Annotated in this window: 16 protein-coding genes; 13 read left to right on the forward strand and 3 right to left on the reverse strand. The window is 49.7% G+C overall.

The genetic code is table 11. The features are described 5' to 3' along the window. Positions 1-11: 11 nt before the first annotated feature. From phoU to B2Q61_RS03395, 3 genes are all read left to right on the forward strand, one after another. On the forward strand, positions 12-722 hold the full coding sequence (gene phoU / locus B2Q61_RS03385) for a phosphate signaling complex protein PhoU (protein WP_019676505.1): 711 nt from the start codon (positions 12-14) through the stop codon (positions 720-722). A 156-nt stretch (positions 723-878) separates the two neighbouring features. Next, the gene (locus B2Q61_RS03390; RefSeq protein ID WP_290621381.1) at positions 879-1,556 is read left to right on the forward strand and encodes a TIGR00153 family protein; all 678 of its coding nucleotides are present in this window, start codon (positions 879-881) and stop codon (positions 1,554-1,556) included. A gap of 18 nt (positions 1,557-1,574) precedes the next feature. Continuing rightward, positions 1,575-2,843, forward strand: coding sequence for an inorganic phosphate transporter (locus B2Q61_RS03395; RefSeq protein WP_290621382.1), 1,269 nt, complete (start codon positions 1,575-1,577; stop codon positions 2,841-2,843). A 79-nt stretch (positions 2,844-2,922) separates the two neighbouring features. On the opposite strand, the gene B2Q61_RS03400 is transcribed toward B2Q61_RS03395, so the two are convergent. Continuing rightward, a complete protein-coding gene (locus B2Q61_RS03400; RefSeq protein WP_290621383.1) occupies positions 2,923-5,196 on the reverse strand; it encodes a S8 family serine peptidase in 2,274 nt (757 codons plus the stop codon). 400 nt (positions 5,197-5,596) lie between these two features. Here B2Q61_RS03400 and B2Q61_RS03405 point away from each other — a divergent pair, with 400 nt between their 5' ends. The 7 genes from B2Q61_RS03405 to B2Q61_RS03435 all read left to right on the forward strand — a co-directional run bounded on the left by B2Q61_RS03405 (position 5,597) and on the right by B2Q61_RS03435 (position 12,645). Then, entirely contained in the window at positions 5,597-6,505 is a 909-nt protein-coding gene (locus B2Q61_RS03405; protein WP_290621384.1) for a hydrogen peroxide-inducible genes activator, read from the forward strand. An 80-nt stretch (positions 6,506-6,585) separates the two neighbouring features. Further along, positions 6,586-7,611, forward strand: a complete 1,026-nt coding sequence (gene queA / locus B2Q61_RS03410; protein WP_290621385.1) for a tRNA preQ1(34) S-adenosylmethionine ribosyltransferase-isomerase QueA — start codon at positions 6,586-6,588, stop codon at positions 7,609-7,611. Positions 7,612-7,824: 213 nt separating this feature from the next. Continuing rightward, entirely contained in the window at positions 7,825-8,988 is a 1,164-nt protein-coding gene (gene tgt, locus B2Q61_RS03415; RefSeq protein WP_290621386.1) for a tRNA guanosine(34) transglycosylase Tgt, read from the forward strand. A gap of 42 nt (positions 8,989-9,030) precedes the next feature. Then, a complete protein-coding gene (gene yajC, locus B2Q61_RS03420; RefSeq protein ID WP_290621387.1) occupies positions 9,031-9,369 on the forward strand; it encodes a preprotein translocase subunit YajC in 339 nt (112 codons plus the stop codon). 30 nt (positions 9,370-9,399) lie between these two features. Then, complete coding sequence (gene secD, locus B2Q61_RS03425; protein WP_290621388.1) at positions 9,400-11,253, forward strand: protein translocase subunit SecD; 1,854 nt, start codon at positions 9,400-9,402, stop codon at positions 11,251-11,253. 9 nt (positions 11,254-11,262) lie between these two features. Continuing rightward, entirely contained in the window at positions 11,263-12,210 is a 948-nt protein-coding gene (gene secF, locus B2Q61_RS03430; RefSeq protein ID WP_290621389.1) for a protein translocase subunit SecF, read from the forward strand. 63 nt (positions 12,211-12,273) lie between these two features. After that, positions 12,274-12,645: a rhodanese-like domain-containing protein gene (locus tag B2Q61_RS03435; protein ID WP_290621390.1), complete on the forward strand. Its 372-nt coding sequence runs from the start codon at positions 12,274-12,276 to the stop codon at positions 12,643-12,645. Between the two features lie 32 nt (positions 12,646-12,677). Here B2Q61_RS03435 and suhB read toward each other — a convergent pair whose 3' ends face one another. Next, on the reverse strand, positions 12,678-13,481 hold the full coding sequence (gene suhB, locus B2Q61_RS03440) for an inositol-1-monophosphatase (RefSeq protein ID WP_290614259.1): 804 nt from the start codon (positions 13,479-13,481) through the stop codon (positions 12,678-12,680). 249 nt (positions 13,482-13,730) lie between these two features. Between suhB and B2Q61_RS03445 the strand changes: the two genes are divergently transcribed. Together B2Q61_RS03445 and traT are read left to right on the forward strand one after the other, a co-directional pair. Next, positions 13,731-14,459 carry a complement resistance protein TraT gene (locus B2Q61_RS03445; RefSeq protein ID WP_290621391.1) on the forward strand — a complete coding sequence of 243 codons (729 nt, stop codon included), beginning with the start codon at positions 13,731-13,733 and terminating at the stop codon, positions 14,457-14,459. After that, the gene (gene traT / locus B2Q61_RS03450) at positions 14,460-15,278 is read left to right on the forward strand and encodes a complement resistance protein TraT (RefSeq protein WP_290621392.1); all 819 of its coding nucleotides are present in this window, start codon (positions 14,460-14,462) and stop codon (positions 15,276-15,278) included. 25 nt (positions 15,279-15,303) lie between these two features. On the opposite strand, the gene B2Q61_RS03455 is transcribed toward traT, so the two are convergent. Next, positions 15,304-16,044: a ferredoxin--NADP reductase gene (locus B2Q61_RS03455; RefSeq protein WP_290621393.1), complete on the reverse strand. Its 741-nt coding sequence runs from the start codon at positions 16,042-16,044 to the stop codon at positions 15,304-15,306. Between the two features lie 77 nt (positions 16,045-16,121). Between B2Q61_RS03455 and B2Q61_RS03460 the strand changes: the two genes are divergently transcribed. Continuing rightward, entirely contained in the window at positions 16,122-16,460 is a 339-nt protein-coding gene (locus B2Q61_RS03460; protein WP_290621394.1) for a tRNA-binding protein, read from the forward strand. Positions 16,461-16,473 lie beyond the last annotated feature (13 nt).

Consider the following 16,473-nt stretch of genomic DNA (forward strand, 5'->3'; position numbering starts at 1 on the left):
AGGGTCAGGCAATGGATAAGTTAAATTTATCAAAGCATATCTCTAGTCAGTTTAATGAAGAGATAGAGCAGGTTCGTAACCATGTAATGGCGATGGGCGGCTTAATTGAAAGACAGCTGTTTGATGCACTGGAAGCAATAGCCAACAGCGATAGCGAGCTGGCGCAACAAGTGATTCAGAACGACTTAAAGGTCAATGACTGGGAGTTGCAAATCGATCAGGAATGTACCCGGATTATTGCTAAGCGCCAGCCGGCTGCCAGCGATTTACGGTTAATTATGGCAATATTAAAAACGATCGCTGATCTGGAGCGGATCGGCGATGAAACCCGGCGCATAGCCAAGGTTGCATTAGAATCGTTTAACAGTGCCCAGCAAGACCTGCTGGTTAATCTGGATAATCTGGGCCGGCATGTCGGCCAGATGTTACATGACGTGTTGGACGCGTTTGCCAGAATGGATGTCGAAGCGGCGTTAACGGTGCACAAAGAAGATAAAAAAGTTGACCGTGAATATGAGTCTATCACCCGCCAGTTGATGACCTATATGATCGAAGACCCCCGCTCAATACCGAAAATTATGAATGTGTTGTGGTCGGCCCGTTCGCTGGAGCGGATTGGTGACAGGTGTAAAAATTTGTCTGAATACATTATTTTCTTTGTAAAGGGTAAAGTGGTCAGACACAGCTCAGAAGAAATGCTAGAGAAAGAAGCCCGCAGCTAACTTTATCAAAACAGACTCGCTTTTTTAAATCGCCTCATCCAGACTTCTGGCTGAGGCGTTTCTGTTTTATCTGCTAATATTTCATTTTTATTGCGGTTTGATTGCAGTTACAATGCGCGCCGACCTTATTCACCCTGAATATTATGAGGCCACACTATGCCAGGTAATACATTTTTATCCGTGTTTGCTAAATCACCGATAAAACCTATCGAAGAACATATTCGCAAGGTACACGAAGCCAGTGAGCTACTGTTACCGTTTTTTGCTGCGGTGTATCAGAAAGATTGGCTTCAAGCGGCAGAGGTGCGAAAAGGCATCGTTACCCTGGAAAAAGATGCCGACCGCATGAAGCGGGACATCCGGATTAACTTGCCCCGCGGCTTATTTTTGCCGGTAGACCGGACTGATATTCTGGAATTAGTGGCGCAGCAAGACAAAATCGCTAATAAAACCAAAGATATCTCTGGCCGGGTACTGGGCCGCGAGCTGGAGATTCCTGAGGCCATTCAAACCGACTTTCATGCGTATATCCAGCGCTGTATTGATGCCACGGCGATGGCCTCTGAGGCCATCAACGAGCTGGATGAGTTGCTGGAAACGGGTTTCCGTGGTCGTGAGGTTGATCTCGTGATCAAGATGGTAGAAAAGCTGGATGCGATTGAACATGACACTGACGAAATGCAGATTAAGCTGCGCAAGGCGGTTCGGATTGCCGAAGCCGATTTGAACCCGGTAGACGTGATGTTTTTATACCGGACCATTGAGTGGATTGGCGATTTGGCCGACATTGCCCAGAAAGTGGGTTCCCGCTTAGAAATAATGCTCGCCCGTTAATTAACAAAGGTATTACTGATGGATATTATTCAATCATACGGCCTCATTCTGATTATTCTGGCTGCAGTTTTTGGTTTTTTGATGGCTTATGGTGTTGGTGCTAACGACGTTGCCAACGCGATGGGAACCTCGGTTGGTTCTAAAGCGCTTACCATTAAGCAGGCTATTTTTATTGCAGCTATTTTTGAATTTGCCGGAGCGTATCTCGCCGGTGGCTCGGTTACGTCGACCATCCGGGGGGGCATTACCGACGCGGCATTTTTTGTCGATGCACCTGAGCTGATGGTATACGGCATGATAGCCGCCTTACTGGCTGCAGCTACCTGGTTAATTGCCGCATCCTATTTTGGCTGGCCGGTATCAACCACGCATTCTATTGTCGGCGCTATTATTGGTTTCGCTGCTGTTGGCGTGGGTTTTGATGCGGTGCACTGGGATAAGGTGGGTGGCATAGTTGGTAGCTGGGTAGTCACGCCTATCCTGGCAGGTATTCTGGCCTATATGTTTTTTATGAGTGCCCAAAAGCTGATTTTCGATACCGATCAACCCATTGTTAATGCCAAGAAGTATGTCCCGTTCTATATGGCATTTGCTGCATTTGTTATGGCGCTGGTAACGGTGCAAAAAGGCTTAAAGCATATTGGTCTGGATATCAGTACTGCCAATGGTTACTTAATGGCACTGGTACTGGGGGTGATCGTCGGCCTCATTGGTAAAGTGGCTATCAGCCGGATTAAAATTGACCCGGCTGCAGATAAAAAAATGCAATTTAATAATGTTGAGCGCATTTTCAGTGTATTAATGATCACCACCGCTTGCTGTATGGCGTTTGCGCATGGCTCAAACGATGTTGCCAATGCCATAGGCCCGCTGGCAGCAGTAGTCAGCGTGGTCAGCTCTGGTGGCGAAATCGCCAGCAAAGCCGCCCTGGCCTGGTGGATCCTGCCTCTGGGGGGGGTTGGTATTGTGATTGGTCTGGCTACGCTGGGCGCCAGAGTAATTAAAACCGTCGGCACCGCTATTACCCATTTAACCCCAAGCCGTGGTTTTGCTGCAGAATTGTCGGCGGCGTCAACGGTGGTTATCGCGTCGGGTGCCGGTTTACCAATATCAACTACTCAGACCCTGGTAGGGGCGGTATTAGGTGTGGGGTTAGCCCGCGGTATTGCTGCACTTAACTTAGGCGTGGTACGTAATATCTTTATTTCCTGGGTAATCACCCTGCCGGTTGGTGCTGGCCTGGCGATTATCTTTTTCTATATCCTGCAGTTCTTGTTTACGCTGTAGTCGTTTTGAAATAACAAAAAGGGGCTGAAATTCAGCCCCTTTTCTATTGGCTGCGACCCGTCCTGAATAGACTAATGGGTTACGGCTGGTATGCACTGATCAGGGTTAAATCTCTGACGGTGCGAAAGCCATAAACTGACATATGCCAGACACCAGCTTCAGGATTGCTGATAACACAGGTTTCCTCGTTGCCATTGCGGTTTGGCCGGCAATCATAGCTTCCTGCACCAGGTGTGCTGCCATACTTCAGATAAAGATCAGCATCGCCGCGGCCACCGGTAATGGTTACGCTAAGCTCAGCCATGCCTGCCGGCACATCCAGCGTATAGTGCTGCCAGCTGCGACGGCCGACATTGATATTGGTGATGGTTTCACCACCGGCATCAGGTAAATCCGGATCGCCAGGCTCATCTTCGGCGATAAAGCTACCCGTCAGGCTAACGCCGGTGAAAGTGGTGTAACCCATTACCTTAACGAAGTATGTCCCCTCCTGGGCCGGATCGATAAGACAACTCTCGTCGTTACCAGCAAGATAGGGCCGGCAGTCGAAGTCGCTTGCGGTGGGTTCAGCGCCAAATTTAACATACAGATCAGCGTCACCAGTGCCACCATTCATGGTAAATGCCAAATCAGTTGCCATGGCGGGCACGTCCAGCGAGAACAATAACGCCTCGCCACCAGCGCCCGCGAGATCCGCTACAGTTTCGCCATTTTCCAGGGCTGTTGCCTCTGGTGGCGTAGGCTCGTCCGGGCCATCGCCCGAACCGGCACAGCCGAACTCGGCCAGATAATCTACGGCGTCTTTAGCTTGCACCAAACCAAAACCATAAGACGTGTCACGTCCTGCGGCTCCTAAATCATCAGCGCTGGCAGCCAGCGCAGCGCGAATTTCTGCATTACTACACGTGGGGAAATGGCTCCAGACCAATGCGGCTACACCGGCAACATGAGGTGATGCCATCGAAGTACCGCTCATCAGGCCATAATTACTGGCGCCCGATGTCAGATTAGCCATGCTGCCAAGTTGAGTCATCAGCATCTGGCCATCTTCCTGTGAAATACTCACCGCTGGAATCGTCGCGCTTGTCCCTTCAACAGTACCGCTGAAATTGCCCGCTTCATTGTTATAAATAATGGCAGCCAGACCTCCACCCGCCTGACATGATTCCACTTTTTGCGAAAAGGCGACTTCACCCCGGGAAATTAAACAGACTTTATCGGCAACGTCGGTACAGGCGTCAATTGCCAGGCCACAGTCAGCGAATTCTGCATTGACCGAACCGCCGGCAGAACCAGACATCGGGTTTGCAGCGTAAAATACGCTATTTACACTAAGTTGTCCTTCCAGTGCCGTACCTTCAGGGTAGGTAGAGCGCACATCTACACCCGGGCCGGCCAATTCTACCTGAGCGTTGCGCTGAGAAAAGCCTGCCAGGGTTTTTGTGTTATCTACGGCAGCAACCGAGACCACAGAGTCATAGGATGCCGGATAAGATAACGCGGTATTGCCATCGTTACCTGCCGCGGCGATTAATAATAAACCAGCGTCAAAAGCTGCCTGCATGGCGTTGTTTTCAGTAGCGTTAGGACCACCGCCGCCAAGGCTCATGTTAACCACGGTGGCACCCGCGTCAGCACAGGCATTTACAGCACTGGCCAGGGTGGAAGAATAACCCCAGCCAGCGGCATTAAATACTTTAATAATGTGCATGTTAAGCTGGCCATTGGGCATAACACCCACAACTCCGGTATCGTTATTCAGGGCACCGATAGTGCCGGCGACATGAGTACCGTGCGGGCCACCGGCATCAAACCAGTTGCCGGTGCCAACATCATTGGTGCCGTTAATGTTGCCAGATGCAAAGTCTTCATGTGGTAAATCGAGACCTGAGTCAATTACACAAACAGTCTGATTACTGGCGAATTCATCGCTTACTAAATCAGCCTGCACCATCGGATAGCCGTAAGGTATTTGTTGCATCATCGGATAACGACGTTGATCAACTTCAATCCGTTCAATGGCAGGATCGGCTTTAATTAAGTTAACCATGCCGGGACGCAGCTCTACTGCAATAGCACCTTGTTCTGCCAATAAATGATGTATTTTGGCACCCTGGCGTTTTAATTTACTGCTGTTGTCGTTAAGCCGGGCCAGAATGACATCTTTGGCGCGTTTGTGATGGCTTAAAACATAGTCGTGTTGCTTGTTCAGTCCTAAGCTGCTGTCCTTATATTTGATGATGTAACGATTGTCTTCAGCAGTGCTGTTATCAGTGGTTGCCAGAGCGCTATTTACTGCCAGTGCCAATAGGCTGCAGCTGGCGATGGCCAGTGGTTTGGTCAATTTGGACATATTTCACCCTCCTGAGGTGATTTTTTATAATAGATCGTTCCTTCAAACGGGCTGCGGACTGCCCAACTCGCAACCAGAGGTCAAGGTATGTAACACTCGTTTGTATCTAAATGGATAATATTCCAGGGTACTGCTGTGACACGGTTACAGATACATACAATGATAATCTCAAGCTATAACAAATAAGCAATTGTTTCAATTTGTAATTTACAATAAATACAAATTATAAATGTAAGTGACTGAAATATTGCTTATTAAAAAATATAAAACCCTTTAAACCTGGTGCTTTTAACGAAAAGGTTTAAATATGTTAATATTTGCTGCGCTCGACCTTAAGCCGGCAATACTTTATATTGATTTGTATAATCGAACAGACTTAGTATTTTAATCGGAATAGGCAATGAAACGACTTCCCAGTGTAAAACAGCTGCAATATTTGCTGGCACTACACGAACATCAACACTTTGGCCGGGCTGCTGAGGCGTGTTTCGTCGGACAGTCCACGCTTAGCGCTGCCATCGCTAACCTGGAAGAGACCATGCAAACCCAATTGCTGGAACGGGATCACAAAACCTTTATTTTTACCTCGTTAGGTGAGGATGTGGTGCGCCAGGCCAGACACATTATTGAGCAGTGCGAAGAGCTGACTGAATTCGCGAAGTCGCAGGGTAAACCGATGGCCGGGCCATTCCGGCTTGGCTGTATTCCAACCATAGCGCCCTTTGTGCTCAGTGAAGTGATGAGTTTGTGTCGTGAGCGCTATCCCGACTTACAATTGCTGCTGCGCGAAGATACCTCAGACAATTCGCTGCATGCATTAGCCGAGGGACGTTTAGATATGGTTTTGCTAGCACTGCCTTATGAAACGGGGGCGTTTCATACCGAAGTACTGGCACAGGATGGCTTTAAGCTGGTACTGCATAAAGACTGGCTCGGCCGTGGTTTTAATCAGGATATCAGTCAATGGCCTGACGAAAGTATTTTTTTACTGGAGCGGGAGCATTGTCTGACCGGCCATGCGGTCAAAGCCTGCGAGCTGGAAGACAGCCGTAAAGTAAACCCGTTTTTTGCCACCAGCCTGCACACTCTAACCCAGATGGTGAACAACAAACTGGGTGTCACTTTTATTCCGCAAATGGCCATTAACAGCGGTCTGCTGGACAGCACTGAACTCATCACCCAACCGCCAACCAGCGGCAATGCGTACCGGGATATTGGTGTCGCCTGGCGGCCGACCTCCAGTAAGGCCCGCAGTTATCGCTTAATGACCAGCCTGATCAGCGAAGTACTGGCGCAAAAATGCCAGTAAATCTAAGCGGGCTTCTGCTAGAATAGCGGCTGTTTTTTTACAGCCGTGCCTCTGGTCGGTAAAGCCAAGGAAATTTTTGTATGCAAGTTAAAGACTTCTCATTCGAGTTGCCTGAGCAACTTATTGCCCGTTTTCCCAAAGCCGAACGCTCGAGCAGCCGCCTGTTGGCGATGGACAAGCAAAGCGGAGCATTAAGCCACCATATTTTTAAAGAGCTAACTGACTTTTTGCAGCCCGGCGACTTACTGGTGTTTAACAACACCAAAGTGATACCGGCCCGGCTGTTTGGTCAGAAAGCCTCAGGCGGCAAAGTTGAGGTATTGGTTGAGCGAATGCTGGATGACAAGCGTTTTTTAGCGCATGTCCGGGCCAGCAAGGCGCCTAAACCCGGCACGGTGTTGCTGCTGGAAAACGCTGCTGAAGTGCGGATGAATCAGCGCCATGACGAGCTGTTTGAACTGGAAGTGCTTAGCGACGAGCCGGTTTTAGTGATGCTGGAGCGGTTAGGCCATATGCCACTGCCGCCCTATATCGACCGACCTGACACCGAAGAAGATAAAGCGCGTTATCAAACGGTTTATAACGAAAAGCCTGGTGCCGTTGCCGCACCGACTGCCGGCCTGCATTTTGACCAGCCGTTACTGGATAAGCTGCAAGCTAAAGGCGTGGAGTTTGCTTATGTAACCTTGCATGTTGGCGCTGGCACGTTTCAGCCGGTGCGGGTCGACAATGTGCTGGAGCACAAGATGCACGCAGAATATATCGAGGTACCAGAGCAGGTAGTAGATGCGGTGGCCCGCTGTAAAGCCCGTGGCAACAAAGTAGTAGCGGTAGGCACCACCTCGGTACGTTCACTCGAATCTGCGGCCATGCAGGGGGAGGGTGAGCTGATTAGCTACTATGGTGATACCCAGATATTTATCTACCCCGGCTATGACTTTAAAGTGATTGATGCCCTAATCACCAACTTTCACCTGCCAGAATCGACGTTGATTATGCTGGTATCAGCATTCAGCAGTCGCGAAAACGTGATAAATGCCTATGATACGGCGATTCGTGAACAATATCGTTTTTACTCTTATGGTGATGCAATGTTTATTGGCTAACTTCTAAGTAAGATCAGGTAGTAAGGAAATTCCTGTTTCGCCGCCTTCGACAGCACATCCCTTTGCTGTCTCAGCCTCCGCGGCATCCATGCCGCTGCTACACAGGAACACCTTACTACCTTCTTGCAGGTTCCTGCTTAGTTAATCTGGATTTAGCTGTTATAATCGCGGCGCGAAAAAGCCAGACTGTCTTTCTGGCATACGAGGATAGTAATGAAATTTGAATTAGATACCACCGACGGCCGGGCCCGTCGGGGCCGGCTGATTTTTGAGCGCGGCATTGTTGAAACCCCGGCCTTTATGCCGGTGGGCACTTACGGCACCGTTAAAGGTATGACCCCGGAAGAGCTGGATGCGACCGGCGCTCAGATTTGTTTAGGCAATACCTTCCACTTGATGCTGCGCCCCGGCACCGACATCATCAAAAAACACGGTGATTTACACGATTTTATGCACTGGCATAAGCCTATTCTGACCGACTCGGGTGGTTTTCAGGTATTCAGCCTGGGTGAATTGCGCAAAATTACCGAAGAAGGCGTAAAGTTTCGCTCTCCTTTAAATGGCGAGCGGATAATGCTGACCCCGGAGCGCTCGATGGAAGTGCAGCGCGATTTAGGCTCTGATATTGTGATGATTTTTGACGAATGCACGCCGTATCCTGCGACCGAGCAACAGGCGAAAAAATCGATGGAGATGTCATTGCGCTGGGCGAAACGCTCGAAAGACGCGCATGGGGATAACCCTGCAGCGTTATTTGGCATTATTCAGGGCGGCATGTATCCAAATCTGCGTGATGTATCGCTGCAGGGCCTGGAAGAAATTGGTTTTGACGGCTATGCCATTGGCGGTTTATCGGTGGGTGAACCGAAACAGGATATGATTAATATCCTGAACCATACCACTGGCCAGATGCCAAGCCATAAGCCGCGCTACTTAATGGGTGTCGGCAAGCCGGAAGATATCGTCGAAGCGGTGCGTCGCGGCATTGATATGTTCGATTGTGTTATGCCAACCCGCAATGCCCGTAACGGTCATTTGTTTATCGGTACCGGCGTAGTGAAAATTCGTAACGCGAAACACAAAGAAGACACTTCGGCGCTGGATCCTGAATGCGATTGCTACACTTGTAAAAATTATTCCAGGTCATATTTACACCATCTGGACCGCTGTAACGAAATACTGGGTGCCAGGCTGAACACCATCCATAATTTGCATCATTATCAAAAACTGATGCAGGGATTGCGCGAGGCCATAGCCACTGGTACCTTGGAGCAGTTTGTCAGCGAGTTTTACGCGAAGCGGGGGTTACCTGTACCGGCGTTAGAAGCGGTTACTGAAATTTTAGATAACACTGAAATACCGGCGAATACTAATTAAGAATTAAAACTTCACTATTTTATTAATTTTAAGGGGAAAACCATGAGTTTATTTATTAGCAATGCTTATGCTGACAGCGCCGCAGCGGCACCACAAGGTGGTGGCTGGGATTTGATTATTATGTTGCTGGCCTTTGGCCTGATTTTTTATTTTTTAATTTACCGGCCACAAGCAAAACGGGTTAAAGAGCACCGCAACCTGATGTCAGCTCTTGGCAAAGGTGATGAAGTGTTAACCCAGGGTGGTATCGTTGGCAAAATCAGTAAAATTGCGGATGACAAAGATTTCGTCACGGTTGCGTTAAATGACAGCACTGAAGTTACCGTACAGAAATCAGCGATTAGTGCCGTGTTACCAAAAGGCACGTTAAAGTCGCTGTAAGCGGCAAAGCGAATAAAAAAGGATCATCTTGTGTTAAACAAAAATCCTCTCTGGCGGTATTTGGTGGTGTTAGGTTTGTTGCTTGCAGCATTTCTATATGCCTTGCCCAATGTGTACCCAGAAGATCCGGCATTAAATATTAATGCCAGCCGTGGCGGTGTAGTCAGTGAGACCACTCGTGCTGCACTTGAACAGGCATTTACTGCTGCTAACATTTCAGCGAAAGCGGTCACGCTAACTGAAGGCCAGATCCTGGCCCGTTTCAGCAGTGCTGAAGACCAGCTGCGGGCCCGCGAAGTGGCGGAGCGCCAGTTAGGGGGCAGTTATATCACGGCCTTGAATATGGTACCTACCACGCCGGCGTGGTTGCGTGCTATTGGCGCCAGCCCAATGAAACTGGGACTGGACTTACGCGGTGGTGTGCACTTTTTGATGGCGGTTGATATGAAAGCCGCCATTGATAAAAATATTAACGATATGGTGCAGGCGTTTCGCGCTGACTTGCGCGAAGAACGGGTTCGGTACCGGGCTGTACAAGCGGATCTAGAGCGTGGCCAGGTGCAAATTTTACTGCGTAGTGCAGAAGACTTAGCCGCAGCACGCAGCGCCCTTGGTAAAACCGATCAGGAACTTATTTTCAGTGAAGGCGATACCGAGCATAGCCTGATAGTCAGTTTAAGTGAAAACCGGGTACGGGAAATTCGTGAATATGCACTAGAGCAGAACATCACTATTATCCGTAACCGGGTAAATGAAATTGGTGTCGCTGAACCCTTGGTGCAGCGCCAGGGGGCGGATCGGATTATTGTTCAGCTGCCAGGAGTACAAGACCCGGCGCAGGCTAAAGAAATTCTGGGTGCGACCGCTACCCTGGAATTCCGCCTGGTTGATAACGACTCTGATTTGGGCGCCGCCTTAGACGGCCGTTTGCCAGCAGGTTCCAGCCTGTATCGCGACCGTAACGGCCAGCCTTACCTACTGGAAAACCGCACAATGTTAACCGGTGATCATATTACCGGGGCGACCTCGGGCTACGATGAATACTCGCGGCCGCAAGTGAGTATTTCACTGGATGCACAGGGCGGCAATTTACTGTCTAATGCCACCCGCAGCACCATTGGCCGCCAGATGGCTACGGTATTTATTGAATATAAGCCAGGTGAAGAGCGCAATGAAGATGGTACCCCGGTGCTGGTGAAGTACGAAGAGGTCATCAACGCCGCGACAATTCAGGCCCGTTTAGGCCGTAGTTTCCGGATCACGGGTATTGATAACCCGGCCGAAGCGCAGAATCTGGCATTGCTGCTGCGCGCAGGTGCGTTAATTGCGCCAACCCAAATCATTGAAGAGCGGACGATAGGCCCAAGCCTTGGTAAGGAAAATATTGATTTAGGTATGACCGCGATTATGTGGGGTATGGTGGTAGTACTGATCTTTATGGTGTTGTATTACAAAGCGTTTGGTTTAGTTGCCAACGTAGCGCTGCTGGCTAACCTAATCCTGATTACCGGTTTTATGTCAATGATCCCGGGGGCTACGCTGACCCTGCCGGGTATGGCGGGTATCGTGTTAACAGTGGGGATGGCGGTGGATGCTAACGTTCTTATCTTTGAGCGGATCCGGGAGGAACTGGCTGAAGGACGCAGTGTACAACAAGCCATTCATCACGGTTATGACCGCGCTTTTGCCACCATTGCCGACTCCAACATTACCACGCTGTTGGTGGCCTTGATTTTGTTTGGCATCGGTACCGGTCCGGTTAAAGGCTTCGCCATTACGCTGGCGATCGGTATTCTGACTTCGATCTTCACTTCAGTAGTCGGTACCCGGTTACTGGTTAATTTATTCTGGGGTGGCCGCCGCGTGCAGTCACTGCCAATGTAAGGAGGCGGTGTGAGAATATTTCGCTTTACGGAACCGCTGAATTTTATGCGGTTAAAGATACCAGCTCTGATCTTATCGGGTTTGCTGGTTATTGCTTCACTAGCCACTATTACTGTCAAAGGTATGAACTGGGGCCTGGACTTTACCGGGGGCACCGTTATTGAGGTAGGTTATAGCGGTGGTGCCGATTTATCTCAGGTGCGTCAGGTATTGGCCGACAGCGGTTACCCCGATGCCGTGGTGCAGTATTTTGGTTCCAGCGAAGATGTGGCGATAAGAATATCGCCGCGTGAAGGTGTGGACCAGTCTACTATCTCAAATCAGGTGCTTAGTGCACTGACGGTGACATCCAGCGAGCCGATTGAAATGCGTCGGGTGGAGTTTGTTGGCCCAAGCGTCGGGGATGAGCTAAAAGAGCAGGGCGGCTTAGCCATGCTGGCAGCGCTAATTGGTATTTTGTTGTACGTAACCATGCGCTTTGAATGGCGCTTGTCAGTAGGTGCGGTGCTGTCACTGGGCCACGACGTGATCATTACCCTGGGGTTGTTCTCGTTGCTGCAGCTGGAGTTTGACTTAACGGTACTGGCCGCAATTCTGGCACTGATTGGTTATTCGATAAACGATACCATCGTGGTATTCGATCGGATCCGGGAGAGCTTTCGCAAGTTACGCGATTCAACGGTACATGAAACCATCAACGATGCCGTCACCTCTACCTTAAATCGGACTGTGGTAACGTCATTAACCACGATCATCGTGTTAATTGTGTTGTTCACTATGGGGGGGGCGCTGATCCATAACTTTGCAACGGCGCTGTTGTTCGGTATTGCTATTGGTACCTATTCTTCGGTATTTGTGGCCAGTGCGCTGGCGGTACAACTTGGCATTAGCCGCGAAGATATGTTGCCACCTCCACCACCTGAAAAAGAAGGTGAAGGTACGGAACCATTGCTGTAAAACAGCTGTTTATGTGTTAAAAATGCCAGTCTGTGACTGGCATTTTTTTTAGGTGAGGTTTCTATGACGACGCAACATGCCCCGGGTTTTATTGCCCTGGTTAATCAGGCGAAGGCTGAAATAAACGAAATAACCATTGCTGAACTACAACAACATAACCAGCCTTATGTATTACTGGATATTCGCGAGGATCATGAATGGGTTAAAGGCCATTTACCGGAAGCGATGCATTTAGGCAAAGGGATTATTGAACGCGATATTGAACAGATGGTGCAGGACAAAAAACAAAAAATTGTGTTGTATTGTGGCGGTGGTTATCGCTCAGCGCTCGCGGCGCAAACTCTGCAGCAGATGGGGTATCAGCAGGTATTGAGTCTGGCAGGTGGCTACAGAGAGTGGAAGGAGCAGGGACTGGCAGTAGAAGTGCCGGCTTAGGCCTGAGCGCTAAGCCGGAACGGGTAAGCGGTTTATTTAGCCAGAGTTTCTGACAGATGTGGCCGCATGCCTTTAACCATCGCTTGCAACACTTTCGGACTGGCCGCAACGGTATTGCCGGTTTTCATATGGTTGGAACCGCCAACAAAGTCGCAGACCATACCACCGGCTTCGCGCACGATCAGCTCACCTGCGGCGATATCCCATGGCTTTAAGCCAATTTCAAAGAAGCCATCGAACCGGCCCGCGGCAACGTAAGCTAAGTCCAGTGCTGCTGAACCCGTGCGGCGCATATCGGCACAGTCGGCAAAAAAGCTATTGAAAATTTTGCTGTAGCTGTCCAGGTGATGTTTGGCTTTAAACGGAAAGCCAGTGGCTAAAATCGCGCCCGTCATATCTGGCAGCGCAGTGACCCGGATCCGGGTGCCGTTAAGTTGAGCGCCACGGCCACGTGAGGCAGTAAATAACTCGCCGCGCAGGGGATCAAAAATGACCGCCTGATCTAATTTACCGTTGTGTTTTAAGGCGATCGATACCGCAAAATGCGGAATGCCTTTGATGAAGTTACTGGTGCCATCAAGCGGATCAATGATCCACTGGAATTCGCTATCACTATTGCCGTAATCGCCATGCTCTTCACCCACGATACCGTGCGTTGGGAAGGACTTTTTCAAGATTGCCACGATAGCCTGCTCGGCCTCTTTATCGACATTGGTGACAAAGTCGTTGCTGCCTTTTTGCAGCTTTTGCACCATGTCTAACTGACCACAGGCACGGGCGATAATATTACCTGCACTACGGGCAGCACGAATGGCGATGTTTAACATCGGATGCATAGCGATTACCTTATTTTATAAAGAGCGTTATAAAAGCTGTATAAAGAACAAACAAAAGAGCGGCGCGTATTGTAGCGGCTACAGCTAAAAAGTAAAGATAATTGACGGCAAAAAAGCCGAGGGCGTCTTACATATTCAGTTACATTGTTTTACGCTTGTTTATTAACGCTATACTAACGATTCAGATAATATTCAGTTTAATTCTGCACAATGCTTCAAAAGCATTAGCTCCTAATTTATGAGGTTTCTATGAATATTATTAAGCTTGCGCTGACAGCGGCGGTATTGTTTAGCCTGGCAGGCTGCGGCGCTTTGCATACATCGGTAGCCAAACGCAATCTTGATGTTCAGACCAAGATGTCCTCCAGCATTTTTCTTGATCCGGTTGAACCTGGCCAACGCACCATTTTTGTCGATGTCAGAAATACTTCAGATAAACCAGAGTTTGATATTAAACCCCAGGTTGTTGCCAATTTGCGCGCCAGAGGTTACCAGGTAATCGATAGCCCGGGGCAGGCCCATTATTGGTTGCAGGCTAATGTGTTGCAGGTAGGGCGAACTAATGGCCGGGATGCGAACCGGGCCTTTGCGGCGGGCCCTGGTATGGCTGGCGGCGCGGTGACCGGTTATGCCATTCACCGGGCAACAGGCGGCTCTGGCGCTGCCGGTTTAGGTGCGGCGGTAGCGGGTGCTGCTGCCGGTACCATTGTTGATGCGCTGGTGGAAGATGTGTACTACACCGCGATAACTGACATACAGGTAATGGAGCGGTTTGCTGGCAGCGTCAGCGAGCGTTCAGACCATCAGCTATTGCAGGGCGATAGTGGCAGCACCAGCTCAAGCTATCAGCGGCAGACTGATATGCGTAAATATCAGAGCCGGGTAATGAGCTATGCTAACCAGGCCAATTTGAAGTGGCCAGAGGCAGCACCACAGCTTACTGATGGCGTGGCCCGTTCACTGGCAGGCTTGTTCTAAATGCGTTTGCTGCTGTGCCTGCTGCTGCTTTTGCCATTAACCGGCTGTATGGCGCTGCATACGTCAGTGGCCAAGGGCAAGCTTGATGTTCAAACCCGGATGAGTGAAACCATTTATCTGGATCCGGTTGAACCTGAGCTTCGCACTATTTTTATCGATATCCGCCAGACCGCGGCCGAATATCAGCTGCCGCTGGCCGACGATGTACGTGAACTGCTGCTCAGCCGTGGCTACCAATTGGTAAACTCGCCGCGGCAAGCGCAGTATTGGTTGCAGGTTAATGTTCGTACCGTGTTAAAAGAGCGACCAGAAGTGGTGCTGGCCAGTGGCGAATACAATATGAGCCCGGAGCAAATTCATCAGCTGTTGTACCCTGGGATAGCATTACCCACCGCTGAATCTGAGCAGATCGCTTCGTCGCGCCGCGCCAGCAATGTTGCGCTCTATGCCGATGCCAGCTATGGCGCAGATATTGACGGTAAAGATATTGCCAGAGCGCTGGTAGTCTTGGCGGCCTGGGCGGGGGCCGAATATGTAGGCAATCAGCTGGTAAAGGATAAATACTACACTATGCTGACCGATATCCAACTGGCTGAACGGATAGCTCCGGATAGTATTGGTCTGGTGCAGGAGGTGAGCAGGCAACGGCTGCAACAAGGCGATAGTGGCAACAATGAATTAATGTGGGAGCTGGCGACTGACCGGCGCAAATATCAGGTAAAAGTAGTAAGCTTTGCCAATAAAGCAAACCTGAGTTGGGACGATGCCGAGCAACCGCTGCATCAGGGGCTGCTTCGTTCGTTGGCAGGGATTTTCTAGCCTGTTCAAGTAAACGGTAACAAGGTTACCAATATTGTTCTACGGTAATATTGCCTGGATTACGGCGCAGGTTTTTGCTCAAGCCCATCTCGATTAGTAGGGCTTTGGTGTCCGTGATCATTTGCGGGTTACCGCATAACATGACTTGTGATTTAGAATTCAGCAACTGGCCACATTGCTGCTGTAATTGATGGTTGCTGATTAAATTAGGAATGCGGTCTTGCAGTGCGCCGGGATGCGGTTCGCGGGTAACTACCGGCTGATAACGTAATTGCCCCGGGTGCTTTGCTACAAAACTTTCAATTAATTCTTTATACGCCAGATCAGCAGAGTTTCTGACACTATGCACCAGTATAATATGCTTAAAACGCTTATAAGGCTCAGTGGTGGCCAGCATCGACAAATAGGGGCCAATGCCGGTGCCGGTAGCAATAAGCCACAGGTTATCACCTTCAGGCACTTCATCCAGAATAAAAAAACCACTGGCTGGCTGACTTATTCCTACCGTATCTCCCGGGGTTAATTGCTGTAATAATGGCGACAACAAACCATCGGCTACCGTACTGACTAAAAACTCCTGATATTCGCTGTCAGGGGGGTTAACCAGCGAATAAGCGCGCTGGATGCGACCCTCAGGGCCCTCGATAGCCAACCTGACAAACTGACCGGCAATAAAAGGCAGCGGTCCGGTTTTGGCTTTAATACTGAATAAGCTGCTGGTCCAATAAATTGTTTCAGAAACCGTTGCGTTTAACCATTGCGCCATAGGGTTCTCCGGTTTAAGTTATGCTTTATGTTCAGGATAGTAGCATAGCAGCTTACCAGTTTAGTGCAGGAGACAAAATGGAAACTATCAGCTGGCAAGACTTTGCCAAAGTAGAACTTAGGGTAGGCACCATTATTGGCGTGGAAGATTTCCCCGAGGCCCGCAAGCCTGCTTATAAACTACAGGTCGACTTTGGCAGCGACATAGGCATCAAAAAGTCCAGTGCTCAGATCACTACCTTGTACAGCAGAGAGCAATTACTGGGGCGCCAGATAATGGCGGTGGTTAATTTTCCGCCCAAGCAAATCGGCCCCACTAAGTCAGAGTGTCTGGTAACCGGCTTTGCCCGCGAAGACGGTGCCATTGTGCTGGTCGGGGTCGACAGCCCGGTACCCAATGGCGCTAAGTTGGGTTGATGTCAGCAGCACG

The organism is Arsukibacterium sp. UBA5043 (genome assembly GCA_002415085.1).
GTDB lineage: Bacteria > Pseudomonadota > Gammaproteobacteria > Enterobacterales > Alteromonadaceae > Alishewanella.

Excerpts from the sequence above, each read along its gene's own strand:
- queA (WP_290621385.1), top strand. The coding sequence starts at position 6,586 with ATGCAAGTTAAAGACTTCTCATTCGAGTTGCCTGAGCAACTTATTGCC.
- traT (WP_290621392.1), top strand. The coding sequence starts at position 14,460 with ATGCGTTTGCTGCTGTGCCTGCTGCTGCTTTTGCCATTAACCGGCTGT.
- yajC (WP_290621387.1), top strand. The coding sequence starts at position 9,031 with ATGAGTTTATTTATTAGCAATGCTTATGCTGACAGCGCCGCAGCGGCA.
- B2Q61_RS03460 (WP_290621394.1), top strand. The coding sequence starts at position 16,122 with ATGGAAACTATCAGCTGGCAAGACTTTGCCAAAGTAGAACTTAGGGTA.
- suhB (WP_290614259.1), bottom strand. The coding sequence starts at position 13,481 with ATGCATCCGATGTTAAACATCGCCATTCGTGCTGCCCGTAGTGCAGGT.
- B2Q61_RS03435 (WP_290621390.1), top strand. The coding sequence starts at position 12,274 with ATGACGACGCAACATGCCCCGGGTTTTATTGCCCTGGTTAATCAGGCG.
- B2Q61_RS03455 (WP_290621393.1), bottom strand. The coding sequence starts at position 16,044 with ATGGCGCAATGGTTAAACGCAACGGTTTCTGAAACAATTTATTGGACC.
- B2Q61_RS03395 (WP_290621382.1), top strand. The coding sequence starts at position 1,575 with ATGGATATTATTCAATCATACGGCCTCATTCTGATTATTCTGGCTGCA.
- B2Q61_RS03445 (WP_290621391.1), top strand. The coding sequence starts at position 13,731 with ATGAATATTATTAAGCTTGCGCTGACAGCGGCGGTATTGTTTAGCCTG.
- B2Q61_RS03405 (WP_290621384.1), top strand. The coding sequence starts at position 5,597 with ATGAAACGACTTCCCAGTGTAAAACAGCTGCAATATTTGCTGGCACTA.
- phoU (WP_019676505.1), top strand. The coding sequence starts at position 12 with ATGGATAAGTTAAATTTATCAAAGCATATCTCTAGTCAGTTTAATGAA.
- B2Q61_RS03400 (WP_290621383.1), bottom strand. The coding sequence starts at position 5,196 with ATGTCCAAATTGACCAAACCACTGGCCATCGCCAGCTGCAGCCTATTG.
- B2Q61_RS03390 (WP_290621381.1), top strand. The coding sequence starts at position 879 with ATGCCAGGTAATACATTTTTATCCGTGTTTGCTAAATCACCGATAAAA.
- tgt (WP_290621386.1), top strand. The coding sequence starts at position 7,825 with ATGAAATTTGAATTAGATACCACCGACGGCCGGGCCCGTCGGGGCCGG.